Below are 23,821 nucleotides of genomic sequence, written 5' to 3' on the forward strand. Positions count from 1 at the left end.
ATGTTCAAATTCTGCATGTACCAACAACACCACCTGATGATAAAACAAAAAGATTGCTACTGAAATACGTTTGCAAAAGGAGGCGCGAAACATGAATCGACCTAAAAATACCTTGACTGCAAAAATCACTCGAAGTATTTCAGGCTCAGATTCAATCGCACTAAGATCAAGTTGCACTTCGAACTTGAATCCACCATGGCAACAAAGGCCGGCACTATCAGATTATTATTTTCACTTAATTGAATGTGCACGAAGCTGTTGTAACTCACTTTGCAAGTCATCTATGCGCTGCATCAGGGTGAGTGCCAGTATCATGCCATGACTATCCAATTCAAAGTCGTCACGCAGCCTGCGGGCACTGCTCACTGTAACAATGGAATGCATAGGAAATATCTTTGCCATCGCATTGTCGTCAATCGGAGTAATTAGACCATTTTCAATCAACTCATTGACTTCCCCTTCTGATAAGCCTGATACGTCACACAGGTAAGTGATGGAGCAGGCATTTTGATCATTGAGCAAAGTCCATTCTGCAATTTGAACGTTCATTTAGCCTCCAAGTTGAAGTGGGCACGGGGCTGGAAGGTGGATAGTCCAGAAAGCTGTTGGTAGATATCTTGTTCGGCCTTGCTAATTTCTTTTGGAACCTGAATTTGCGCAACTGCATACAGATCGCCGATTTGTCCGTCTACTTTTGGTAACCCGCGTTTTGACAAGCGCAGACGCTGTCCCGAAGATGTGCCTGACTTTACCTTGAGTTCTACATTGCCGCCAGGAGTCGGAATCTGCATGCTCGCGCCAAGTGCTGCTTCCCAAGGAGACAGTGGCAAGTCAAAATACAGGTCACTGCCACTGACCCTGAACAAAGGATGCGGAGAAATTGTCAGAACCGCATAGAGATCACCCGATTGACCGCCATTGAGGCCAGGGCCACCTTTGCCAGCAAGCCGCATGCGCTGACCTTCTTGCGCTCCTTTTGGGATGGTGATCCGAAAAGTATGAGGCTTGCGATGAGGCAAGCCATGTTGGTCATATTCTGGCATTTCGACAGATACATTGACTGGTCCCCCGTGAAAGATTGTTTCGAGTGGCACGGAAACGGAAACCGAATAATCCTCACCTCGCACTGGTGAATGTGCTCTTTTTTGCCCGCCTGACCTGAATGCACTGAAGAAATCGGAAATATCAACATCATCAAAACTTGAAGCACCTGCTCCGTATTGCGCTTGCCATTCAGGAGGTGGCGTGAAATTTTCACCGTTTTTATGGCTGCCTATTTTGTCGTAGTCTGCGCGTTTATCTGTGTTCTTCAAAGTAGCATAAGCTTCAGCAATTTCTTTGAATTTCTCCTCGCCTTTTGGGTCTTTTGATATATCGGGATGATACAGGTGAGCCAACTTGCGATAGGCTTTCTTGACATCATCTAATGTCGCCGTCCTGTCTACACCCAGAACTTCGTAATAATCTTTATATTTCATGGGAATCCCGTCTTTAATTTATCCAGCGCCAATTAATTACCTCGGGCAAATCTTCTCCATGTTCACATATAAAGCGTTTATGACGCTCCATCGTTGTCCAGTATCGTGCCTGGGCAATTGGTCTCTGATCGCTAAAGCGTGGTATATGCATAATCGCGTCAAGTGCCAACTGGTAGCGATCAAGATTATTCAATACGACCATATCAAACGGTGTTGTGGTAGTGCCCTCTTCCCGATAACCACGAACATGAAAATTGCTATGGTTATGTCGCCGGTAAGTCAGTTTATGTACCAATGCCGGGTAACCATGAAATGCAAATATGACTGGCTTGTCAGTCGAAAATAAGTTATCAAATTCGTTATCATCCAGACCATGGGGATGTTCAGACTGAGGCTGCAACACCATCAGATCAACGACATTGACTACACGGATACGAATTCCCGGTACATAGCTGCGCAATAAGCTAACTGCTGCAATGGTTTCTAGTGTAGGTACATCGCCTGCGCAAGCCATAACTACATCTGGGCTTCCGATATCATTGCTCGCCCACTGCCAAATACCCGCACCAACAGTACAATGTCGAATTGCTGCTGCCATATCCAGCCATTGCCATTCTGGCTGTTTACCAGCAACAATGACATTCACATAGTTGCGGCTGCGCAGGCAATGGTCGGTGACTGATAATAGACAATTGGCATCAGGAGGAAGATAAATACGAACCACCTCAGATTTTTTGTTGGCGACATGATCAATGAACCCTGGGTCCTGGTGTGAGAAGCCATTGTGATCCTGGCGCCAGACATGCGAAGTCAGCAAATAATTGAGTGACGCAATCGGTGCGCGCCACGGGATGTCATTGCAGACTTTAAGCCATTTTGCATGTTGATTCATCATTGAATCAACAATATGTATGAACGCTTCATAGCAAGAAAATAGGCCATGCCGCCCAGTGAGCAAGTAACCCTCCAGCCAGCCCTGACAAAGATGTTCGCTTAACACTTCCATGACCCGACCATTGACACTAAGGTGAAGGTCAATGTCCTTGATGTCTGCCATCCAGGCTTTGCCGGTCACCTTAAAGACGGCATCAAGGCGGTTCGACGCGGTCTCATCAGGACCAAAGAGGCGAAAATTCTTTGCATCAAGACTATTGAGCATCACCTGCCGCAAGAAATCTCCAAGTACGCGCGTTGCCTCAGCTTTAACCAAGCCGGGCATAGGAACAGCAACCGCATAATCATGCATGTGAGGCATTTGCAAAGCTTGTAATATGCGCCCACCATTGGCATGCGGATTAGCCCCCATACGTCGATGTCCGGTCGGAGCCAGGTCCGCCAACTCTTCCAATAATCTGCCATTTTCATCAAAAAGCTTATTAGCCTGATAGCTTTGCAGCCACGCTTCAAGTTGAGCCAGATGTTGTGGATTTTTGAAGTCAGCAATCGGCACCTGGTGTGCCCGCCACGTATTCTCGACCGCCAATTGATCAACGAATTTGGGTCCTGTCCAGCCTTTGGGACTACAAAATACGATCATCGGCCAACGGGGACGTTGCAATTCATCTTTCGCAATGGCATTGCGTGCAAGATGTTGAATGTCTCTGATTTTCTGCAACACAGCGTCAAGTGTCGCTGCCAAGGCTTGATGCATCAACGCTGGATCATCACCCTCGACAAAGTAAGGTTCATGACCATAGCCTCGCAGCAATTCACACAACTCTTCACGACTAATGCGCGCAAGAACTGTAGGATTAGCAATTTTATATCCATTCAAATGAAGAATGGGGAGCACCGCGCCATCCAGTGCGGGGTTGAGAAATTTATTCGAATGCCAGCTCGCCGCCAAAGCACCAGTTTCGGCTTCACCATCACCAATGACACATGCAACGATCAGGTCGGGATTATCAAATGCTGCGCCATAAGCGTGTACCAGGGAGTAGCCTAATTCACCGCCTTCATGAATAGAGCCTGGGATGTCTGGCGAGACATGACTAGGAATGCCGTTTGGCCACGAAAATTGACGGAACAATCGCAACATGCCGTTTTGATTCCGTTCTATGGCAGGATAGTGTTCTGTGTACGAACCTTCAAGATAGGTATGCGCAACGATACCTGGCCCACCGTGGCCGGGACCAATCACATAGATCATATTGAGGTCGTTCTCTTTGATCAGCCTGTTTAAATGTACATAGATAAAATTCAAACCGGGAGTTGTACCCCAATGCCCTAAAAGGCGAGGTTTAATGTGCTCCAGTTTCAATGGTTCTTTGAGAAGAGGATTCGCCTGAAGATAGATTTGCCCCACGGTGAGATAGTTTGCCGCCCGCCAGTAGCCATGCATTTTTTCTAGCAGCTCGGCAGAAAGAGGATGCGAAGTATAGGGATTAAATGTGTCCATGATCTACCCTTCTTCCAATGATAAAATTGCATTACCAACAACGGCCTGCGCTTCATGAAGAACCTGCTGCAGATGCGCTTCGCCAATAAAACTCTCTGCGTATATTTTGTAAGTGTCTTCTGTGCCAGAGGGGCGTGCAGCAAACCAGGCATTGGCAGTCACAACCTTGATCCCACCGATCGCATTGTTATTGCCAGGAGCACGAGTAAGTATCTGTTCTATCTTGTCACCACCAAGGTCGCCTACGCTGATCTGTTTTTCAGATAAAGCTGCGAGTTTTCGTTTTTGCTGACTTGTTGCCGGGGCATCTATGCGTTCAAAAAAGGGTTCGCCTAATTCGTTTGCCAGTTTGCGGTACAAAACACCAGGGTCATAGCCTGTTTTTGCTGTCATTTCTGCTGCCAGCAGGGCGGTGGAAATACCGTCTTTTTCTGTCGTCCACACCGAACCATCTATGCGCAGAAAACTCGCCCCTGCGCTTTCTTCTCCACAAAAACCAAGGGCACCACTTTGCAAGCCATCAACGAACCATTTAAACCCCACCGGCACTTCGTACAGGCCACGTTCCAGTTTTTTTGCCAGCCTGTCTATCAGTTGTGTACTGACGACTGTTTTGCCAATTCCAGCAGAACCAGCCCACTGTGGCCTGTGGGTAAAGAGGTAGTCAATGGCAACTGCGAGGTAATGGTTGGGTGGCAGCAAGCCCGCCGACCTGCTGACAATGCCGTGCCTGTCATGGTCGGTGTCGCAGGCGAAGGCAATATCAAACTTGTCTTGCATGCTGATCAGGCCCTGCATGGCATATTTTGAAGACGGGTCCATGCGGATCTGACCATCCCAGTCTAGCGGCATAAAAGCAAATCTGGGGTCGATCACGTTATTGACCACTGTCAGGTCTAACTGATAGCGGTCTGCGATGGCTGACCAATAATGGACGCCAGCACCGCCAAGCGGGTCTACACCGATGTGTATCTGTCCGTCACGAATGGCATTCATATTGACGACACTGCCAATTTCATCGACATAAAAATCCATGAAGTTGTAACGATGCGTGGTCTTTGCCTGCATGGCTTTGCTGCTGGTGATGCGGCGTACACCTGCCAGATTATTCTCCAGATATTGATTTGCTGCGTTTTCTATCCATTCGGTAATTTGCTGATTGGCCGGACCACCGTTAGTTGGATTGTATTTAAACCCGCCGTCACGCGGTGGATTGTGGGACGGAGTAAGAACGATGCCGTCTGCCAGGCCTGTGAGATGATCGCGCCGTTTGTTGTAACTCAATATAGCAAGGGAGATGGCCGGAGTAGGTGTGTATTCATCATTGCTCGCCAGCATGACCTCGACGCGATTGGCCGCCAGTACTTCCATGGCGCTGGCGCATGCCGGTTCGGATAAGGCATGCGTATCCATACCCAGAAAAAGTGGGCCATTGATGTCATTTAAGCTGCGAAAATCACAAATTGCCTGTGTGATTGCCAGCACGTGGGCTTCATTGAATGCACTGTCGTAAGCTGATCCACGATGCCCGGATGTACCAAACTTGACTCTTTGTTCCAGAACGGATGGATCCGGCTTTAAAGTGAAATAAGCTGTGACCAATTTTGAAATGTTGATCAGTGAAGACAATGGTGTCAGTTTGCCTGCCAGTGGATGAATAGATGTTGTCATGGTTTTTACCCGATAGATGAACGATGACGTAATGCCTGCGCCCTGGCTGCCGCGACGACATGGGAGACATCGAAACCAAAATGTGTTTCGACTACTTTGCCCGGGGCGGAAAGGCCAAACGACTGCATGGATATCATCGTGCCGTGCTGGCCGGTATAACGTTCCCAGCCAAATGCCGATGCTGCTTCAACCGATACCCGGGCCAGCACGTCTGGTGGCAATACGTGATCACGATAAGCTTCGCTCTGGCTTTCAAATAAATCCCAGGATGGCATGCTGACGACGCGGGCACGAATGCCTTCTGCGCTCAGTTGCTCGTAAGCGGCAATACAGAGTGCTACTTCGCTTCCCGTTCCCAGCAGCAGTACTTCTGGTCTTTCATCGACCGCATCGGCGATTATATAAGCACCCTTTGCGACTCCACTGGCGCCGGCGTATTTTTGTCGGTCTATCGTAGGCAATGCCTGCCGCGACAAGACCAGGCTGGAAGGGCGATCACTGATTTTCATGATCACCCGCCAGGCTTCCAGCACTTCATTCGCGTCCGCCGGGCGCAGTAAAACCATGCCGGGCATGGCACGAAATGACGCGAGCTGCTCTACAGGCTGGTGAGTAGGACCGTCTTCGCCCATGCTAATCGAGTCATGCGTCCAAAGATAAATGACCGGCATGCCCATCATTGCTGACAAGCGGATCGCCGCACGCGCATAGTCGGTAAATACAAAGAAACTGGCTGCAAAAGGCCGTAACCTGGATAATGCCATGCCATTGGCGATAGCACACATGGCATGTTCACGTATGCCGAAATGAAAATTTCGTCCTGCATAACTGGCAGATGCATTCCCCAGTTCAGCACTGAAGTAGGCATTGTCAATGGCGACAACGGCTTCAAAATCACCTGCCGCGTCAAAATTCAAATTTGTCTTGGTGGATGGTGCCAGATCGGCTGCGCCGCCAAGTAACCATGGCATGTGTGCCGCGATGGCATTCAAGACTTTGCCCGAGGCTTCTCGCGTGGAGAGCCCTTTTTCGTCTGGTGAAAAGTCAGGTAAGGCGAGATCCCAGCCGTCTGGCAATTCACCGGCCTGCATGCAATCAATTTGTTTTGCTAGTTGGGGATGCTGCTGGCAATAGTCGGCAAACAAGCTGTTCCACGAGGTATGGGCGTCTTTGCCACGTTGACCAAATTGCGCACTGAAGTGTGCCTGCACGCCGTCAGGTACGGCAAATTGCGCATCCGGGTCCATGTGATAAGACTGTTTGGCCAGCCTCGCTTCGTCAATGCCAAGCGGTTCGCCATGTGCTTCCCGGCTGTCTTGCTTGTGGGGTGCACCATAGCCTATATGGCTTTGTACGACGATCAGCGTTGGCCTGTCCTGGGTGTCAACAAAACGCTGTAAGGCACTGGTCTGTTGATCCAGGTTATTCGCATCAGCTACGCTGATGACTTGCCAGCCATAGGCGCGAAATCTTGCTACGACATCTTCTGTAAAGGTGATTGCAGTCGTACCTTCAATGCTGACGTGATTGCTGTCGTAAATCCAGCAAAGATTGGCCAATTCCAAATGGCCTGCCAGGGAGGCCGCTTCAGCACTAATACCTTCCATCATGTCGCCATCACCACAAAAGGCGTAAACATTGTACTCAAACAGGGCATAGCCAGGTCTGTTGTAGGTGGCGGCCAACCAGCGTTGGGCAATTGCCATGCCAACACTGTTTGCCAAACCTTGACCAAGTGGCCCTGTGGTAGCTTCTACCCCCGCAGTCCAGCCGTGTTCTGGATGGCCTGTGCAGCGGCTGCCAGCCTGACGAAAGCTTTGCAGATCTGCCATGCTGACGGCGAGATTGTCAGAAAAATCGTCGGCTTTCGACTTGACACCACATAAATAAAGCATGCTGTATAACAAAGCTGATGCATGACCGACAGACAACACAAAACGATCTCGATTGAGCCACCCAGGGTCATCGATATCAAATCGCAGATAACGTTGCCAAACACAATACGCAGTTGGAGCTGCACCCATCGGGGTGCCAGGGTGACCCGATTTTGCCTTTTCTACCATGTCAATGGAAAGCGTACGCAAGGTATTGATACAAAGCACATCGAGCGCGGCAAGCGAATCTTGCCTGGCTGTACCACTACTCTCTTTGAGAGTATGGTCGGCATTCATGAAAAGGAGCTAATTGTTAGCGCGGCGGTGTTTGTCGAATTTGCAGCCAGGTCAATTTGTTTACACTTATCCTCGATGACGGACATCATTTCATTCCATGAAGCTGTGAATGCGAGAACACCTTGGTCTTGCAAACGGGATGCAAGCGCTTCGACATCAACACCCTCACGCCTGAATTCTTCCACCACCTCGCTTGCATAGCCTCCATCCTTTGGCAATACTGTAGCCACCTTGCCATGGTCTGCAAATGCCAATAGTGTTTTCTCAGGAACGGTATTGATTGTATTTGCAGCCACTAAGGCTTCAACATACATCGTGTCCGATACATTTGTATCTTTAGTCCCGGTGCTGGCCCATAGCAACCGCTGGGGCATTGCACCATTAACCGCCAGGTTTTGCCAGCGCTCAGAGTTTAACAGCTCGCAATAGGCTTGATAACATTGCATAGCAATGGCTATACCAAGGCGGTTATGAAATTCAGGAGATATTTCCTCTTTCACGGCAACATCCCAGCGACTCACGAACAAAGAGGCAACTGAATGGACGTGTAAATGTAAACCCGCAAGCTGACGTCGTTCCATACCTCTTAAATAAGCATTTGCCGCTGCCAGATACTGTTCACGCGAAAACAATAAAGTAACGTTGATGGGAATGCCATCGAAGGTGGCTTGCTCAATCGTCAGCATCCCCGCTGGTGTGGCTGGGATTTTGATGTACAGGTTAGGTAATGCCGCTTGATTGTGTAAGTGCGTAGCGGCTCTTAGCATATTGAGCGTGTCATGTGCTAATAGCGGCGACACTTCGAGCGACACCCAGCCATCAACGCCATCACTTGCTTCAAATATAGGGCCAAGCAAATGCGCTGCCTGCGTCAAATCCTCTAGAGCCAACGTAAAAAATAGTTCTTGGCAAGTCAAGCCCTCTTTAGTGAGTTGGACAATGGCTGAGTCATAGCTAGTCCCTGATCCTATGGCATGTTGGAAAATGGTAGGATTTGAAGTCAAACCACTCACATTCAAATCGACGATGTAGCTTTGCAATGTGCCACTTGTGAGTAGATCACGATGAATATTATCCAGCCACACACTTTGACCCAGGTCGCGCAATTGGCTGGTATGAGCATTCATATTGGTTCCATTTAATATTTCTAACTAGAGAATGGCCACGACTTAACAGCAATTGGGCTGTCAAAGTTGACAAATGCGTTGTACTTATAGTCCATCAAGTCCCCCAGGCAATCAACACTGATGTCTGCAGGTGGATACATAGCCAATGTGTCTGCATCTAAAGCAAAATGACCTTGGCGGACGAATACGGTTGTAAGTCGGTTTTGCATAAGTTTCTTCATTGCGGTAAGCACCCGCAATTTATCGTCTATCATCACATAGTGCTGCCCAGGGTATTGATGAACGATGGCCGCAATCATTTTTTCTTTGTGAATATAAACCAGTACCCGTCCATCCACCGCGTCCCATAAACCAGAACGGAGAATCTTCCGTGGCTGATAAGCTATGTCTCCATCAGAAACGATAACAGTGCTTCCTATCGTTTCAAGCTGCGCGATCAACTCCAGAGCATGAGGGTACAAGCGGTCTGCAAATAAATAATCCATCAGGAAACTTGATATCCGCAGTAATGCTTGATTGTTTGCACTATGCTTATGGCCAAACTCATTTTCTATCGAAAAGGCTTGATCAGACCGGAAGCGTTGCAATGCACCAAAGTAGTCTGCATACCCTAATTCGACGCGCAGTTGCTCAACGATGTCCCAATAATGCGCGGCACTTTCAGAACCAAAATCTGTATAAAGAAGCTGGCCTAATTCATATAAAATTTGGTCGTTGTTGAGTAAAGTGTTGTCAGCGTCAATCAAAAATACCAGGCTTTTCCTGACAGGCATTTCTTCAAGCTCAAGATCTTTTTCAGGTGACATTATTGAGGGCTCTCTATGGGAGATGCATTATGTTTTTCCACATGCCCACCAAATTCATTGCGCATTGCAGATAACATTCTATTGGCAAAGTCCCCCCTTCCTCGAGAAGCGAAGCGCTCAAACAATGCAGCACTCATCACGCTAATGGGAACTGCCTCTTCAATCCCAGCAAGGATAGTCCAGCGGCCCTCGCCGGAATCAGCCACATGCCCTGCGTAAGCTTGTAGATGAGGGTCTTGGAGCAAGGCTGATGCGGTCAAATCAAGCAGCCAGGAGCTAATAACACTACCACGACGCCATACCTCAGTAATTTGAGGTAAGTCCATATCGTACTGATAAAATTCTGGATTGCGTAGCGGGGTACTCTCAGCATCGATATCTACTTTAAACTCTAGCTTGCCTATATTGGCGCTATGAAGAATGTTTAATCCTTCAGCGTAGGCGGCCATGATTGCGTACTCAATACCGTTGTGTATCATCTTGACGAAATGACCTGCGCCATAACCACCACAGTGTAAAAATCCTTGTTCAGCATCATTAACTTCAAGCGCATTGAGCACACGTCCTGGTGTACGGGTAGCGAGTGCAACGCCAGGTGAAAGCGACAGAAATATTGGACGCATATAAGCAACGGTGTTGGCTTCGCCACCTATCATCAGACAATAGCCACGCTCCTGACCTGCTATGCCACCACTCGTTCCGACATCAAGGTAGTGTATCCCTTGCTCCTGCATTTCAGAACTACGTCGTATATCGTCGCGATAGTAAGAATTTCCGCCATCAATAACAATGTCGCCCCTTGCAAGCAAGGGCAATAAACTTGCCAATACACCGTCGACGATTGCTGCTGGCACCATTAGCCAAATGGCTCGGGGTGTTGACAACTGCAGCACCAAATTTTGCAAGGAAATGGCCACACTTGCACCATCCGCTTCAACTTCAGACATTGCCTGCTCTAAAGAGTCATGGACAACGCAGTCATGCCCACTTGCAAGCAGACGCCTAACCATGCCTGAGCCCATCCTGCCTAAACCTATCATGCCCATTTGCATAGTCGTTTACCTGCTTTAAGTGAGAGTACGGACAAGTTATAGATTAAGCCAAAATAAGCAAGCCATCTGTTCGATGGCACACAGACAGCACAGAATAAATTCAGCATGATACGTTTAAAATTCGAATAAGCACTTGAATGAGTACTTGTACGGTAGCTTTATGAATGTACAGAAATTCACCGCAAATAATCTTGAAGTAAATCGATATACAAAGAAGTAAAAAAGAGGCATAAAAAACGCTCTTTCGCATTTTTTTGATAACCAGGTTTGACAATAAAATGAGTAAAAAATCGATTACTTCAAAATCAAAGAAGCGTATCCACATTCAACCTAAAATCATCCCGCATGTGCAACCGAAGATGACAGATATTGAAGACGATGTGGATAAAGCTTTAGACGAAGCTTTGAAAGAAACATTTCCCGCCAGTGACCCCATTGCCGTGGATGCTGACATGCCTCTGCACGGATTTAACGAAGCAGACAAAAATAGCAAATAGTGGCGACAAGTGTAGTAAGTACCACTTCCCTGGACCGCGTTGCAAGCTCGAAGACAATTACGACTCTCTCCTTTATTAATTCGCATCCTCTTTGCAAATCAGTCTTTACACCTACCCAGAAAGAAATTTCATGTCAACTAATCTTGTCCTCGTATGGATAGATCATGTCCAGGCTCACATCATTCATTTCAATGCGGATACTGCAGAGACTGACATTATCCATACTCACTCTACTCATCCTCATCTGCATCCCAAGGCAGGAAATGTGGGAGCAGGCCGGGCACCTGAGGATACGCAATATTTTGATGATATCGCCGCCAAGCTAAAAGACTCGCTGGAAATTCTGATTGTTGGGCCTGGGTCTGAAAAACTGGAACTGATGAAGTATCTCCTGAAACACCATGATGCAATTGCACAGAAGGTTGTAAGTGTAGAGACAGTAGGTCATCCAAGTGATGCGCAACTCTTGGCTTATGCACGAATTTATTTTCTCAAAGAAATTAAACCGGCAACAATTTAGGCCCTGAAGATGCAATCAATCATTAAACCTATCAATAGCATCGAATGTATTAGCGTCATATCACACTAAAACTGGGAGGTGAATTTGTTACCACAAGTGAAGCAGTCTGCGACAGTAAAAATACACGAAGTGAAATTGCGTCGCAAAATGAAGGCAGAGTCAGCTGTGAAAATAATAATAAGAAATTGCCTAAGACAAGTTCAAGAAAACAAGCTAGCAATGCAACTTCGCGACAATCCTGAGCACATTCGACAAATGCATATAAGTCTACGTCGTTTATCGTCCGCATTGGAGTTGTTTAACGAGATTGCACCGCTTTCCACAACGCTGCAGACTGATCTGGACAACTTATCATTAAAATTGGGATTGGCCCGGGATTGGCGAGTACTGTCAGATTCGTCAATAACCGAAATCGAAGCAATCGCTCCGGCAGAATTAAAAATGTCCACCCTGGGAAAAACTGCATTAAATATCACCAACAAAGAGGAGAAGAATGCCTACGATGCGGTGAGTAAAAATGGTTTTTCACAGATGATGTCTGCCTTATCAAATTGGCTTGAGCAAGAAAAATCTGCTGAGCCTGACAATTCTCATAAGAACAAGAAATGGAATAAAAAAATCCCGCATGTAGCAAAGAAAATTTTAATGCGTCAACAACGGCATTTACTTAAGATTGGCAATCACCTTCTTAAGAAAGATAAGGATGCAAATCCTTCTGAAAATCACAAATTTCGGATAGCAGTGAAGCGATCCCGCTATTCATGCATATTCTTTCGGGATTTGTTTCCTAAAAAGGATATGGATAGATACTTAGCTTTATTAAGTGCCTTGCAGGACAATTTGGGCGTCAGTAATGATGCTGCAGTCGCTGAAATACTACTGCTTGATTTGATTCAAGATAAGCCAGATCATCTGGCAAGTTGTAACTTTTCGCGTGGGTATGTGCTTTCGCAATCCATACCTCAACAGCGCAAGTTACGTCCACTTTGGAAGTTATATAAACACATAAATCTACCGGACCTTAAGTGAACATCAAATTTTCTTCTTAAAGTGAGAATAGTGTGAGTAAAGGATTCAAGCTTAGTTATCGTGACTGGATAATCAGTCCATTCGCCATTCCCTTATCCGATGGACGATGGTCGGCTAGCTGTGAAATTGGATGCTTCGACGCACATGGCCTGGACACTTTTCAAAGCGCATTGCCAGTATGTGTGCGTGATAACAGGCACGATGCGATCAATGCTGCTTGTGAAGATGCAAAGCATCACATAGATGGAATTATCGCCGACCCACGTGGGTGATTAGGTTCACTGCATTAACAACAGAATCTCCAAAAAAAGAGCTTATGTTGTTAATGCAGTTGAACAGGTAAGTTAGGCTGCACAGCTTGAGTTCAATTTAAGCAGATTACTTCGCTTCTTTGACTTCTTCAAAATCGGCATCAACGGTGCCGTCCTGCTTTTCATGATGCATGTCTGAAGACGCTTGCTTGTCTTGTTGCGCCTGTTGCTCGTTAGATTGATTATTCATTTTAGGGCTCAACTCTTGAGCAATACTGGATAAGGCGAGCTGTTTGGCATCTATGTCCGACTTGTCATTGCCGAGCATGGCGGCTTCCAAGTCTTTGATCGCTGTATTAAATTTTTCCTTATCAAGCGTACTCAACTTTTCACCATGTTCACGCATCAATTTACTCACTGTGTGGACTAATGTGTCAGCCTGATTACGTGATTCCGCCAAATCTTTCAATTTCTTGTCTTCTTCAGCATTTAGTTCAGCATCCTTTACCATAGTCTGAATCTCTGTCTCAGTGAGGCCTGAGTTGGCCTTAATTGTTATCTTATTCTCTTTTCCGGTGGCCTTGTCCTTGGCACCGACATGCAGTATGCCGTTGGCATCAATGTCAAAACTGACTTCTATCTGGGGTGTACCGCGTGACGAGGGTGGAATTCCTTCCAAATTGAATTCCCCTAAAGTCTTGTTGCCAGCGGCAATTTCTCTCTCTCCCTGATACACCTTGATCGTTACCGCAGCTTGATTGTCATCAGCAGTCGAAAATACCTGACTGAACTTGGTTGGAATCGTCGTATTTTTAGGTATCATCTTGGTCATGACACCGCCCATTGTTTCTATACCCAGAGACAACGGTGTAACGTCCAGCAAGAGTAAATCTTTTTGGTCGCCTGATAACACTGCACCCTGAATCGCTGCACCGACAGCAACAGCTTCATCTGGATTAACATCCTTGCGAGCATCTTTCCCAAAGAATTCTTTCACTTTCTCCTGGACTTTTGGCATGCGCGTCATACCACCAACAAGAATAATGTCATCGATGTCAGTCACTTTGACGCCAGCATCCTGAATTGCAATACGGCATGGTTCTATTGTCGCGCTGATCAATTCTTCAACCAGAGCTTCTAGCTTTGCTCTTGTGATCTTCTGTGAGAGGTGGATAGGTGCGCCATTGGCCATAGCGATATATGGCTCGTTAATTTCAGTTTGCTGCGCAGACGATAACTCAATCTTTGCACGTTCTGCAGAAGCCTTGATACGCTGTAGCGCAATAGGGTCTTTTTTAAGATCAAGTCCATGTACCTTCTTAAATTCTTCGATGATATAGTCAATAATGCGCTGATCGAAGTCTTCGCCCCCAAGAAATGTATCGCCATTAGTGGACAGAACTTCAAACTGACGTTCACCTGCCAACTCAGCGATTTCGATGATAGATACATCGAAAGTACCACCGCCCAAGTCATATACGGCAATCTTGCGATCGCCTTTTTCGTTCTTGTCCATACCAAATGCGAGAGCCGCAGCGGTAGGTTCGTTAATAATCCGCTTTACTTCCAGCCCAGCGATGCGTCCAGCATCCTTAGTAGCTTGTCGTTGGGCATCATTGAAATAGGCGGGTACAGTAATTACTGCTTCAGTTACCTCTGTGCCCAGATAATCTTCTGCTGTTTTTTTCATCTTGCGCAAGATTTCAGCAGAAATCTGCGGAGGAGCCAGCTTTTTGTCGCGCACGGCTATCCATGCGTCACCGTTATCTGCTTTAAGGATGTTAAAAGGCATAAGAGCGATATCTTTCTGCACTTCTTTTTCATCAAACTTTCGGCCTATCAACCTCTTGACTGCATACAAGGTATTTTTAGGGTTGGTCACTGCTTGCCGTTTGGCGGGTGCGCCCACCAGGATTTCTCCATCTGCCTGATAGGCGATGATAGATGGCGTCGTGCGCGCACCTTCAGAATTCTCAATGACTTTTGGCTTGCCATTTTCCATCACTGCAACACAAGAATTGGTGGTACCCAGATCAATGCCGATAATTTTAGTCATGATAATTCCTTTGTTGGATAGGCTTCAGGTTGCTGCTACGGCATCTGCTAAAACCGAATGCACATGTGCCAGGTCATCAGCATTGCCATGTACCATGAGAATGTACTTATCAACTTTTAATGCCATCTCATATTTAATTATCTGTTTGTCTGATACACCTATCTGACTGAGTGCAGCACCTATTGCAGACAATCCACCAACAACCATTGCCCCTTCAAGGGCTGCAACCAAAGCCGTGACCACGGGACCAGCCATAGCCAGCAACCCAAAGCCGGGCAGGAAGAAAACAGCAGGCGCCATTAGCAGCCCCCAAATCCCGCCCCAAAAAGCGCCATTTCCGCCCCAGGATCTAATACGATCGCCGGTTGTGTAGAAGCCGATTGGTTGTTCTTCACTGTGATAGCCCTTACCAATTAAGGACAATTTTTTTACATCGAAGCCAGATTTACTGAGCGAACGAATGGCGTCTTCCGCTTCTAAGTGCGTGTTATAAATGTAGGCGGGTGAATTTTTAATGTCCATTATTTTTCCTAAAGGATTTGAAGAAATGCGAGAGCATTGAGAATTTAAACGGCACCTACAAAGACGAGTGAAGATGCTGGTATTGCTTGAGGATCAATAAGACAGCGTCATGTTATCGACTACTTTTTTTACACCAGGTGTACCCCATGCAGCATGCCTTGCAGATTCACGCTCAGCCCAGTTGCCTACTTTTCCGGACAAGGTCACATTAGCGTTATCCACTACGACGTTTATTTTTTTTGCGTCATCCATGGCGCTGCGTTTCAATGCGGCTTCAATTTCTGATTTGACGACACCAGGGGACACTTTACTTTTAATCTGGATATCGTCGCTCACGCCTCTGACACCCATTAAGTAACGAACGGCAACGACTGCTGCTACCTTTTGAAATTCCCAATCAACTTCTCCTGAGAGAGTGATCCAGCCATTTTCAACCATGATCTTGACTGATCCATACGGTAAAATCGACATCCAGCCCAACACGTTTTGTGCCGTAGCGGCAATGTCACGATCATGCCTATGGCTAGTGCCAGGCAAATCAATTTCGATCTCAACAGCGAGCGCTCTAACACCAGTGACACGTTGTGTAGCGCGTTCGACTTCCAGTTTTTCTGAATAGCTATCGACATGTCCAGCGAGAGTCACGATGCCATCCTTTACCTCCACACCAATTCTTGCTGCATTAATAGACGGCTCCCATTGCAACTCAGCATTAACGTCTTCTTTCAGTTTTGCATCGGTTTTCATTTTTGTCTCTTTTCACAGTTAGGGAAAATTTAGCCTACAAGCATTTCGTTGCTTGGTCTGTTCGATGTCAAACATATAGCAGTCTTTTTTATATTTTTTACGCGCAATTCCAAAAGAAATCACTTATGGAACAAGCACTGCTGCACCTTCGAACCGACCGGCACGAAGGTCATCAAGCGCTGAATTTGCCTGGCTAAGGGGATAGCTGTTGGTGTGGGTAACGATTCCAATCTGAGGTGCTAGTCGGAAAAAATCGGCTCCATCTTGCCGCGTCAGGTTTGCTACCGACACAAGTTGCCGCTCTTCCCACAATAAGCTATAGGGCAAGCTGGGAATATCACTCATGTGAATCCCAGCGCATACAACACGCCCACCCTTTCGAACCGCCTTTAACGCAATAGGTACTAGATCACCGTCGGGTGCAAAAATAATCGCTGCATCGAGGTGGTCTGTGGGCAATTCGTCAGATCCTCCCGCCCAGGTGACGCCAAGATGAAGCGCAAAAGCTTGGGTGGCAATATCACTGGGGCGGGTGAAAGCATATACAGAGCGTCCCTGCCATTTCGCTACCTGTGCCACGATATGTGCAGATGCGCCGAATCCATACAGTCCCAACTTTCTGCCGGGTCCAGCGATACCTAAGGAACGCCACCCAATAAGGCCAGCACACAGCAAAGGCGCAAGGTCAACATCGCTGCCCACTTCCCCTAGTCGTATGGCAAAGTGGGCATCAACAATCGTGTGCGTCGCAAAACCACCGTCGCGAGTGTATCCGGTGAATATCGGTCGATCACAGAGATTTTCATGGTTGTCGACGCAATATGGGCAAACACCGCAGGTATGGCCAAGCCAAGGGACGCCGATACGCTCGCCCAACGTGAATCCCTCAACCCCCAATCCTATTTTATCTATTCTCCCTACAATTTCATGTCCAGGGATTATCGGTACCTGCGGAGTCGGCAATTCGCCATCAACCACATGCAAGTCTGTGCGACAGACGCCGCATGCACCAATTTTCACGCGAATTTCGCCTGGCCCTGGTTCACGATCAGGTAAATTCGTCCATTCAAGCGGAGTACCAATCTTGTTCAATACCATTGCTTGCATAATAAATTCACCTATGACCTTGGTAACGCTTGTAATTGCGAAAAGACTGTTGGAAGCAGATCAGGAATATCCTCAGCTAATAGCTTTGGACCGAAAGCACTAGCAGCAGCACCGTGCAGCCAAACTGCTGCTGCGGCGGCCAGGAAGGGGTCCATACCTTGTGCCAGTAGGCCCAGTATGATGCCGCCAAGTACGTCTCCTGCACCTGCAGTAGCCAAGGTGGGTGGTGCGTTGGCATTGATAATGGCCCTTCCATCTGGTGCCGCGATTACTGTATCGCTGCCTTTGAGAACGATGATGGCGCCGCATGCTCGTGCCGCAGCACGGGTCCGGGTCAGCTTGTCGCCGCTGACATCGAAGAGGCGGGTAAATTCGCCTTCATGGGGCGTCAACACACAGGGTCCAATGATGGACCGAGACAACACTGATAGATCATCCCGGAAAGTCGACAATGCGTCAGCGTCGAGTACAGTGGGTCGCCCCGTCTTCAAGATTTCCTGCACCTGCACACGAGTTGCCGGACCACACCCTGTGCCAGGGCCAATCAGAAATCCAGTATATCTACTATCAGAAAGTAGCAATTGCAGATCTTCGGCAATCACGAGGGGACTTACCATGATACTGGTCAGGGAAGCCGCGTATATGGGCAATGCCAACTCAGGCACGGCTATGGTAGTCAGTCCTGCGCCGGAGCGTGCCGCAGCGCGTGCTGCCATACGCGCAGCACCAGTCGCTGGATACCCACCGATCAACAATGCGTGTCCACGCGTATATTTGTTGTCATTTTCTGCGAGCTTAGGAAGAGCACTTGCCCATAATCTTGGATCGTTTTCAAAAGTATCGGGATTGACCTCACCGAATACGGACACCGGCGTGCCAATGTCGGCCACTACCACTTCGCCGCAGAGCGATCGTCCTGGCAACAGCAGGTGACCGGGCTTCTTGCGAAAGCAAGTTACCGTGAGTACACACTTTACAGCACCGAGACTTAAACCCGAGTCACCCATTAAGCCACTAGGTACGTCAACCGCGACGATTGGCAACTTGCTAGCTGCTGCTGCGGCTAACGTGGTAGCAGCAACACCTTCGAGCGGACGACTTAACCCTGCCCCGAAAATTGCATCGACAACCAATTCCGCACCATCAAGTGCCTCTGGAGCCATGCATTCTACGGCCCCCCGCCACAGCGCTGCGTGATGGGCAGCGGGGCCTCGAAGTTGATCGCGCGGAACCAATAATGCAATACGTACAGGCCAGTTGACTTCAGCTAGTCGTCTGGCTACTACAAAGCCGTCACCACCATTGCTACCAGGGCCACATAGAACGATGACAGGACATCTTGCCCAGCGTTGCAGGATTGCTTGTGCGACGGGGCGACCTGCATTTTCCATCAGATCAATATCGCTGATGCCGTTCGCAGTAGTCAAGCGATCCGCTTCAGCCATTTGAATTGCCGTAAGCAAAGCCGTGGAAGTATTCAAGACAATTGACATTGGATTACCCTAGGAATCGATAAATTCGAGCACAACACGGGCGGGTACATCACCATGCGCAAGTCGTTCGAATACCTTATTGATCGCCGACAGTGGTTGCAATTCAATATCCGCTTTGACCTTACCATCCACTGCAAAAGCTAATGCTTCTGCCATGTCCAGGCGATTGCCGACGAAAGAACCACGAATCGTGATGCAATTGGCGACGACATCGAACAATGGCGTCGGGAATTCCCCGGGCGGCAACCCTACCAATACACAGGTGCCCCACTTGCGGGTCATACCTACACCCTGTTTGAACGCTGCAAGCGAAGGTGCGGTAATCAATACTCCATGCGCCCCGCCACTAGTGGCTTTCTTCACTGCTTCAATTGCATCCTCAGCCCTGGCATTGACAACTGCATCCGCGCCGAGACGTTTTGCATGCGCGAGTTTACTGTCATCAATATCGACTGCACATACATGCAAGCCCATCGCCTTTGCGTACTGAACAGCTAAATGTCCCAAGCCACCAACGCCGGAAATGACAATCCAATCGCCGGGTTTAGCTTGCGTTTCTTTGATTCCCTTGTACGAGGTAATGCCTGCACAAATAAGCGGTGCAGCATCTCGTGATGCCAGGTGTGATGGAATGTGTGCAACATAATTTGGATCAGCAATAATGAATTCGGCGAATCCGCCATTCTTCGTATAACCACCAAACTGGGCATCGGCACACACTGGCTCCCGGGCAGCCAGGCAGTATTCGCAATGTCCGCAAGCCGAGTAGAGCCAGGGTACGCCTACCCGGTCGCCTTCTTTTACAGCAGTTACTCCTTTACCTAGGGCAGTAACAACGCCTATGCCTTCGTGCCCTGGAATGAATGGTAATGCAGGCTTAAGCGGCCAATCACCATTGGCAGCATGTAAATCCGTGTGACAAACACCGCAAGCTTCGGTTTTTATGAGAATCTGGCCGGGACCAGGTTGGGGAATGTCCCATTCTCTGATAGCTAATGGCTTACCGAAATTTTCGACAACTGCCGCTTGCATTTTTTGTGTCATGAATATCTCCTTTTGAGCTTACGTAAGTTCACGCAACCTGCGATGTGGTAAGGCAACGACCCCGATATGGGTTTTGCCCCTGATTGCCAGACTACTGAAAGTGGACGAAATCAGTCCGAGGATCCGCTCTGATAGCTAATCTGGTTTTTGGTATCAGACAATCTACCGTCTTGAGATTTCATTGTTAAGGTTCCCTTCAAACGATGAGAATGGTCGCCCGCTTCGTTTATTGTCGAAGTCAAAGGAGGCTCGAGTGCCATGCGACACCTGCGTGCAAGTGGCTTTGTCAAAACTGAGACGTTGTTGATGTACATGATTGAATTTTTTCGCCAGTCAGTTGGGGGCAGCGTGCTCTGTAATACGGACCAACTTCTTATTCACGAATTCTTGTATTCCCATGTTGCCCAATTCGCGTCCGTAACCGGAGTATTTGATCCCGCCAAACGGAAGTTCAGCATCTGCCCAATCGAGATTATTAATAAACATCATGCCGGTATCGACCTGGCTTGCAATACGTTTGCCACGCGCGATGTCTATGGTGAATACTGACCCGCCCAAGCCAAAGTCGGAATCGTTTGCCAACGCAATGGCGGCTGCTTCGTCTTTGACACGGTAGAAGCAAACCACTGGTCCAAAGAATTCATCGCGGAAAGCTGGATTTTCTGGCTTGATGTCAGTGAGGATTGTGATCTCCATAAAGGAGCCAGCGCGGTTAAGACGCTTACCTCCCATCACTAGCTTGGCACCATGTTTCACGGCACCGTCAACCTGCTTGATTAATTGAAGTAATGCTTCTTCTGTCGATAAAGGCCCATGCGTGGTTGATTCGTCCATCGGATCACCTGGTATTAATGCAGACAATGCAGACGAGAATTTCTCAAGAAATTCGTCAGCTATAGAGTCGACCACAATAAAACGCTTCGCGGCACAACAAGTTTGACCACCGTTATACATTTTTCCCCAGACCGCCCATGGAATAGTTGTTTCGAGGTCAGCGTCTTCAAGCACGATAAACGCATCACTACCCCCTAATTCCATCGAAGTCTTTTTGAGGTTTTGCCCAGCTCGGGCAGCAACGGCCCGTCCCGCCGCAACACTCCCGGTCAATGCCACACCTCTGATACGTGGATCGTCGATCACGGCCTCTGACTGTTCATGTGTAATCAGTAAATTCGTATAAGTTCCCACAGGAGCACCAGCATCAATCCAGAGCTTTTCAAAGGCAATCGCACATTGTGGTACACAGCCTGCATGCTTCACTACCACGACATTACCAGCCATTAATTGCGGTCCGGCGACACGCGCAAGTTGGTAATACGGGAAATTCCATGGCTCAACGCAAAAGAGCACACCAAATGGGCTGCTTTCCATGTGTGCCTCGCCGACTTTCGGGCTCAACGTCATTGGCTTGAGAAAGTTTTCGGCATGATCTGCGTAATAGGTCAGGATATCAGCGCTGAAAATAACTTCACCGCGCGCTTCGTTGATGCGCTTGCCCATCTCCAGCGTTGCCAGCTTGGCGAAATCATCCACATTCGCAGCCATAAGCTTGGCTGCCCTATTTACGATAGCGGCGCGGTCTTTGTAGCTAGTATGTCTCCATGCTTGAAAACATGATTCAGCAGTAGCGAGTGATTTTTCAAGTTGAGATTTATTGAAATGCTCAAATGTTTTAATGATCTTACCGTCGTTCGGGTTGATGCTTTGATAGGCCATGATGTGAACTCTTTCTGAGTAATTGCAAAGGCTTCGCTCTCTGCAATATTGCTGAGAATGATCGTTTGCAAGGTAAATCTAATCGTCCGATAGTGGACTTCTATGCAATGGCCTTCGGTACGGTGGCACGCATATTAAAAATATCGCGATGTAAGGACTATCACGACATTTGGCAGCGACGATTAGAGAAAGAATTTGAAGCCGTCACGTGCTTGTAAGAACATCCTTGTTACCGATTTGTCGGCAATAAATACTGGAAAAATGGAGTGAATATTCAGACTACCAGTGAAGGAACAGTAGCCTTATCAGGTTGAGGTGGCGACGCATAAAAGAACAAAGTAACTAGGAAAATAGTGCTTGTGCTGCTTGGGATTACGGTTACTATGTTTCGGTCTTTTTTACGTTAGAACGGTGGCCTCTTCGCCTAGATTGGTTGCCGAGTAACCACAGTTATTTAAAGAAAAATAGATGGAATCATCCAACGCACCCATCAAATCATCGAGCTTGTATGGTTTGGTCAAATACCGAAAAAATCCGGCCTTGATGCCTTTTTCTATCTGATGCGGAAACGCATCTGACGATAATGCAATGACGGGAATATGCGCAATTTCTGGATCTGCAAGCAAAATTTCTAATGCTTCGAAGCCGCTAATACCGGGCAAGTTAATATCCATCAAGATAACGTCCGGTTGATTAGTGCGGGCTATGGTAATACCAAGATTGCCATCCCTAGCTGTTAGCAACTTCCAGTCAAGGCGTCTCGCCAGCAAGTTACCTACCAAAGCTAAATTTGCCGGATGGTCTTCGATATAAAGCACTTTACGATAGTCAGGTAGGATTTTTTGCGTGGAAAAAATAGTTTCTTGACTGCAAATACGTGTATTAGACAAATCAGGAGCCTCTTTACAATAAGTTGGAGATCATAGAAAAATCTATACACACCCAAAATAGTCCAAGTTGGAAAACTCTTGGTTAAACAAAAGTTTCATCTTTAGTAAGTGCACAGGTGAGATTAAACCTTATGTGAGCTCTGGTCTGTGCGACATCACACTTATGCGCATTTCATTTCATTGCGCAACAGTAATGGGACATATGAGTGCAAACGACAAATCGTTTGATTTACATCAAGGTGCTAGACCAAAGATATCTCTGTAAATCATAGAGAACGGATTTACTCAGACTGAATAGGTCGATGATGATTCCAAGCAAGTGATTTGATTGAGAAGATTTGGAAACAATTTCCCATTGAAATAGTGACGTGAGATCGAATTAATCAGCAGAATGAATTATTTACTGGCTCACGAACTCATAATCAATGTTTGTCAATCGCCCCTTAAAGTATGGTGCCGGTCCCGCCGGCAATTCCCACTCCACCTCACCCAGCAGCGGGATAGACATACCGAAACGCTGTTCATACGTACCTAAACGGCAAAGCCATGGTGCCGACTCGGTTGCCGTTCGCGAACGGGATTTAGACCATACTTCCGCGATCAAGCCATCTGCCCCGAATCTAAAATCTAGCGAGACAGTCGTTGTGCCATCACTGAGAGTCGCCCTTGCGGAGGTTTCATCGATGCTTTGCCATAGCACACCCTGGCTAGGCAGCAGTGCTGTTGGATACCAAACCGCCTCAGCCAGATAACGCATCAGCTCGCCGCTTGCCAACGCCGCAGTATCACGTAAGTCTGCCACTGTTATAAGACCGAGTAGGGCAGCACGCAAAGATCCGGCACCAAGAACATAGGCATCCCGAACCCAGACATAGATGCCCGGAGCCATCCTGATGCGCGCATCCCATTCAAATCCTGGCGGATGCGTTGTCACGAACTGGGTAGCCTGGAACGGTTGCCAGTTGTCCTTCTTCTCGTTTTGCCGAAACGTCCCTTGCTGTGTAAACCGAACAATGGCGATCATTGCCTGCCCCTCGCGCAATGCGGTCTCAAAGTAGTGTTTCACTGGTAACGGTAGATCTTCGATTTCGACTGGATCATAGAATTTTCTGGAAAAGGGACGACAGGCAGCTTGCATTTTTTCGGACAGGGCGAAGCTCCTGCGCTTCCAGCGCAAGCGACCCGGCACCAAAACGGCAGCCGCAACCAAAACCGCCAACAATATCATGTAGGCCAGAATGATCAT

The 23,821-nt window shown here is 47.7% G+C and carries 20 protein-coding genes; 3 read left to right on the top strand and 17 right to left on the bottom strand.

From position 1 onward, the window contains the following. Positions 1-231 precede the first annotated feature (231 nt). From ACO0LL_RS18590 to gnd, 8 genes are read right to left on the bottom strand one after another with little or no spacing between them, the layout of a single operon-like run. Positions 232-549 carry a chaperone modulator CbpM gene (locus ACO0LL_RS18590; RefSeq protein WP_422952314.1) on the bottom strand — a complete coding sequence of 106 codons (318 nt, stop codon included), beginning with the start codon at positions 547-549 and terminating at the stop codon, positions 232-234. After that, positions 546-1,478 carry a DnaJ C-terminal domain-containing protein gene (locus ACO0LL_RS18595; RefSeq protein ID WP_422952315.1) on the bottom strand — a complete coding sequence of 311 codons (933 nt, stop codon included), beginning with the start codon at positions 1,476-1,478 and terminating at the stop codon, positions 546-548. The genes ACO0LL_RS18590 and ACO0LL_RS18595 overlap by 4 nt, the downstream gene beginning before the upstream one ends. 13 nt (positions 1,479-1,491) lie before the next feature. After that, complete coding sequence (locus ACO0LL_RS18600; protein WP_422952316.1) at positions 1,492-3,876, bottom strand: phosphoketolase family protein; 2,385 nt, start codon at positions 3,874-3,876, stop codon at positions 1,492-1,494. 3 nt (positions 3,877-3,879) lie between these two features. Next, positions 3,880-5,547 (bottom strand): phosphoglucomutase (alpha-D-glucose-1,6-bisphosphate-dependent), encoded by a 1,668-nt coding sequence (gene pgm / locus ACO0LL_RS18605; protein WP_422952317.1) that lies wholly within the window; start codon positions 5,545-5,547, stop codon positions 3,880-3,882. A 5-nt stretch (positions 5,548-5,552) separates the two neighbouring features. After that, positions 5,553-7,718: a transketolase gene (gene tkt, locus ACO0LL_RS18610; protein ID WP_422952318.1), complete on the bottom strand. Its 2,166-nt coding sequence runs from the start codon at positions 7,716-7,718 to the stop codon at positions 5,553-5,555. After that, complete coding sequence (gene tal / locus ACO0LL_RS18615) at positions 7,715-8,845, bottom strand: transaldolase (RefSeq protein WP_422952319.1); 1,131 nt, start codon at positions 8,843-8,845, stop codon at positions 7,715-7,717. Before tal ends, tkt begins: the two co-directional genes overlap by 4 nt. A 20-nt stretch (positions 8,846-8,865) precedes the next feature. Beyond that, positions 8,866-9,651: an HAD family hydrolase gene (locus ACO0LL_RS18620; protein WP_422952320.1), complete on the bottom strand. Its 786-nt coding sequence runs from the start codon at positions 9,649-9,651 to the stop codon at positions 8,866-8,868. Continuing rightward, positions 9,651-10,703 (bottom strand): phosphogluconate dehydrogenase (NAD(+)-dependent, decarboxylating), encoded by a 1,053-nt coding sequence (gnd, locus tag ACO0LL_RS18625; protein WP_422952321.1) that lies wholly within the window; start codon positions 10,701-10,703, stop codon positions 9,651-9,653. The genes ACO0LL_RS18620 and gnd overlap by 1 nt, the downstream gene beginning before the upstream one ends. A 278-nt stretch (positions 10,704-10,981) precedes the next feature. On the opposite strand from gnd, the gene ACO0LL_RS18630 reads away from it, so the two are divergent. The 3 genes from ACO0LL_RS18630 to ACO0LL_RS18640 all read left to right on the top strand — a co-directional run bounded on the left by ACO0LL_RS18630 (position 10,982) and on the right by ACO0LL_RS18640 (position 12,749). After that, positions 10,982-11,200 (top strand): hypothetical protein, encoded by a 219-nt coding sequence (locus tag ACO0LL_RS18630; RefSeq protein ID WP_422952322.1) that lies wholly within the window; start codon positions 10,982-10,984, stop codon positions 11,198-11,200. A gap of 130 nt (positions 11,201-11,330) precedes the next feature. Next, positions 11,331-11,720 carry a translational machinery protein gene (locus ACO0LL_RS18635; RefSeq protein ID WP_422952323.1) on the top strand — a complete coding sequence of 130 codons (390 nt, stop codon included), beginning with the start codon at positions 11,331-11,333 and terminating at the stop codon, positions 11,718-11,720. Positions 11,721-11,804: 84 nt separating this feature from the next. Next, positions 11,805-12,749, top strand: a complete 945-nt coding sequence (locus ACO0LL_RS18640; protein WP_422952324.1) for a CHAD domain-containing protein — start codon at positions 11,805-11,807, stop codon at positions 12,747-12,749. A gap of 378 nt (positions 12,750-13,127) precedes the next feature. Here ACO0LL_RS18640 and dnaK read toward each other — a convergent pair whose 3' ends face one another. From dnaK to ACO0LL_RS18685, 9 genes are all read right to left on the bottom strand, one after another. After that, a complete protein-coding gene (gene dnaK / locus ACO0LL_RS18645) occupies positions 13,128-15,056 on the bottom strand; it encodes a molecular chaperone DnaK (protein ID WP_422952325.1) in 1,929 nt (642 codons plus the stop codon). A gap of 24 nt (positions 15,057-15,080) precedes the next feature. Then, on the bottom strand, positions 15,081-15,578 hold the full coding sequence (locus ACO0LL_RS18650; RefSeq protein ID WP_422952326.1) for a general stress protein: 498 nt from the start codon (positions 15,576-15,578) through the stop codon (positions 15,081-15,083). A 93-nt stretch (positions 15,579-15,671) separates the two neighbouring features. Beyond that, the gene (locus ACO0LL_RS18655) at positions 15,672-16,325 is read right to left on the bottom strand and encodes a BON domain-containing protein (RefSeq protein WP_422952327.1); all 654 of its coding nucleotides are present in this window, start codon (positions 16,323-16,325) and stop codon (positions 15,672-15,674) included. Positions 16,326-16,448: 123 nt separating this feature from the next. Next, a complete protein-coding gene (locus ACO0LL_RS18660; RefSeq protein ID WP_422952328.1) occupies positions 16,449-17,432 on the bottom strand; it encodes a zinc-dependent alcohol dehydrogenase family protein in 984 nt (327 codons plus the stop codon). Between the two features lie 11 nt (positions 17,433-17,443). After that, the gene (locus ACO0LL_RS18665) at positions 17,444-18,925 is read right to left on the bottom strand and encodes an NAD(P)H-hydrate dehydratase (protein WP_422952329.1); all 1,482 of its coding nucleotides are present in this window, start codon (positions 18,923-18,925) and stop codon (positions 17,444-17,446) included. A gap of 9 nt (positions 18,926-18,934) precedes the next feature. Further along, entirely contained in the window at positions 18,935-19,969 is a 1,035-nt protein-coding gene (locus tag ACO0LL_RS18670) for a zinc-dependent alcohol dehydrogenase (protein WP_422952330.1), read from the bottom strand. Between the two features lie 333 nt (positions 19,970-20,302). Then, positions 20,303-21,685: an NAD-dependent succinate-semialdehyde dehydrogenase gene (locus ACO0LL_RS18675; protein WP_422952331.1), complete on the bottom strand. Its 1,383-nt coding sequence runs from the start codon at positions 21,683-21,685 to the stop codon at positions 20,303-20,305. Between the two features lie 398 nt (positions 21,686-22,083). Further along, positions 22,084-22,575, bottom strand: a complete 492-nt coding sequence (locus tag ACO0LL_RS18680) for a response regulator (RefSeq protein ID WP_422952332.1) — start codon at positions 22,573-22,575, stop codon at positions 22,084-22,086. Positions 22,576-22,975: 400 nt separating this feature from the next. Then, a complete protein-coding gene (locus ACO0LL_RS18685) occupies positions 22,976-23,821 on the bottom strand; it encodes a DUF6920 family protein (RefSeq protein WP_422952333.1) in 846 nt (281 codons plus the stop codon).

The sequence above is a fragment of the Undibacterium sp. TC4M20W genome, from assembly GCF_049340245.1.
Classification (GTDB): Bacteria; Pseudomonadota; Gammaproteobacteria; order Burkholderiales; family Burkholderiaceae_D; genus Undibacterium.

What these genes read in the sequence shown, in the direction of transcription:
- ACO0LL_RS18595 (WP_422952315.1), bottom strand. Translation starts at nt 1,478, where the DNA reads ATGAAATATAAAGATTATTACGAAGTTCTGGGTGTAGACAGGACGGCG.
- pgm (WP_422952317.1), bottom strand. Translation starts at nt 5,547, where the DNA reads ATGACAACATCTATTCATCCACTGGCAGGCAAACTGACACCATTGTCT.
- gnd (WP_422952321.1), bottom strand. Translation starts at nt 10,703, where the DNA reads ATGCAAATGGGCATGATAGGTTTAGGCAGGATGGGCTCAGGCATGGTT.
- ACO0LL_RS18685 (WP_422952333.1), bottom strand. Translation starts at nt 23,821, where the DNA reads ATGATCATTCTGGCCTACATGATATTGTTGGCGGTTTTGGTTGCGGCT.
- ACO0LL_RS18655 (WP_422952327.1), bottom strand. Translation starts at nt 16,325, where the DNA reads ATGAAAACCGATGCAAAACTGAAAGAAGACGTTAATGCTGAGTTGCAA.
- ACO0LL_RS18650 (WP_422952326.1), bottom strand. Translation starts at nt 15,578, where the DNA reads ATGGACATTAAAAATTCACCCGCCTACATTTATAACACGCACTTAGAA.
- ACO0LL_RS18660 (WP_422952328.1), bottom strand. Translation starts at nt 17,432, where the DNA reads ATGCAAGCAATGGTATTGAACAAGATTGGTACTCCGCTTGAATGGACG.
- dnaK (WP_422952325.1), bottom strand. Translation starts at nt 15,056, where the DNA reads ATGACTAAAATTATCGGCATTGATCTGGGTACCACCAATTCTTGTGTT.
- tkt (WP_422952318.1), bottom strand. Translation starts at nt 7,718, where the DNA reads ATGAATGCCGACCATACTCTCAAAGAGAGTAGTGGTACAGCCAGGCAA.
- ACO0LL_RS18630 (WP_422952322.1), top strand. Translation starts at nt 10,982, where the DNA reads ATGAGTAAAAAATCGATTACTTCAAAATCAAAGAAGCGTATCCACATT.
- ACO0LL_RS18635 (WP_422952323.1), top strand. Translation starts at nt 11,331, where the DNA reads ATGTCAACTAATCTTGTCCTCGTATGGATAGATCATGTCCAGGCTCAC.
- ACO0LL_RS18670 (WP_422952330.1), bottom strand. Translation starts at nt 19,969, where the DNA reads ATGACACAAAAAATGCAAGCGGCAGTTGTCGAAAATTTCGGTAAGCCA.
- ACO0LL_RS18590 (WP_422952314.1), bottom strand. Translation starts at nt 549, where the DNA reads ATGAACGTTCAAATTGCAGAATGGACTTTGCTCAATGATCAAAATGCC.
- ACO0LL_RS18675 (WP_422952331.1), bottom strand. Translation starts at nt 21,685, where the DNA reads ATGGCCTATCAAAGCATCAACCCGAACGACGGTAAGATCATTAAAACA.
- tal (WP_422952319.1), bottom strand. Translation starts at nt 8,845, where the DNA reads ATGAATGCTCATACCAGCCAATTGCGCGACCTGGGTCAAAGTGTGTGG.
- ACO0LL_RS18620 (WP_422952320.1), bottom strand. Translation starts at nt 9,651, where the DNA reads ATGTCACCTGAAAAAGATCTTGAGCTTGAAGAAATGCCTGTCAGGAAA.
- ACO0LL_RS18665 (WP_422952329.1), bottom strand. Translation starts at nt 18,925, where the DNA reads ATGTCAATTGTCTTGAATACTTCCACGGCTTTGCTTACGGCAATTCAA.
- ACO0LL_RS18600 (WP_422952316.1), bottom strand. Translation starts at nt 3,876, where the DNA reads ATGGACACATTTAATCCCTATACTTCGCATCCTCTTTCTGCCGAGCTG.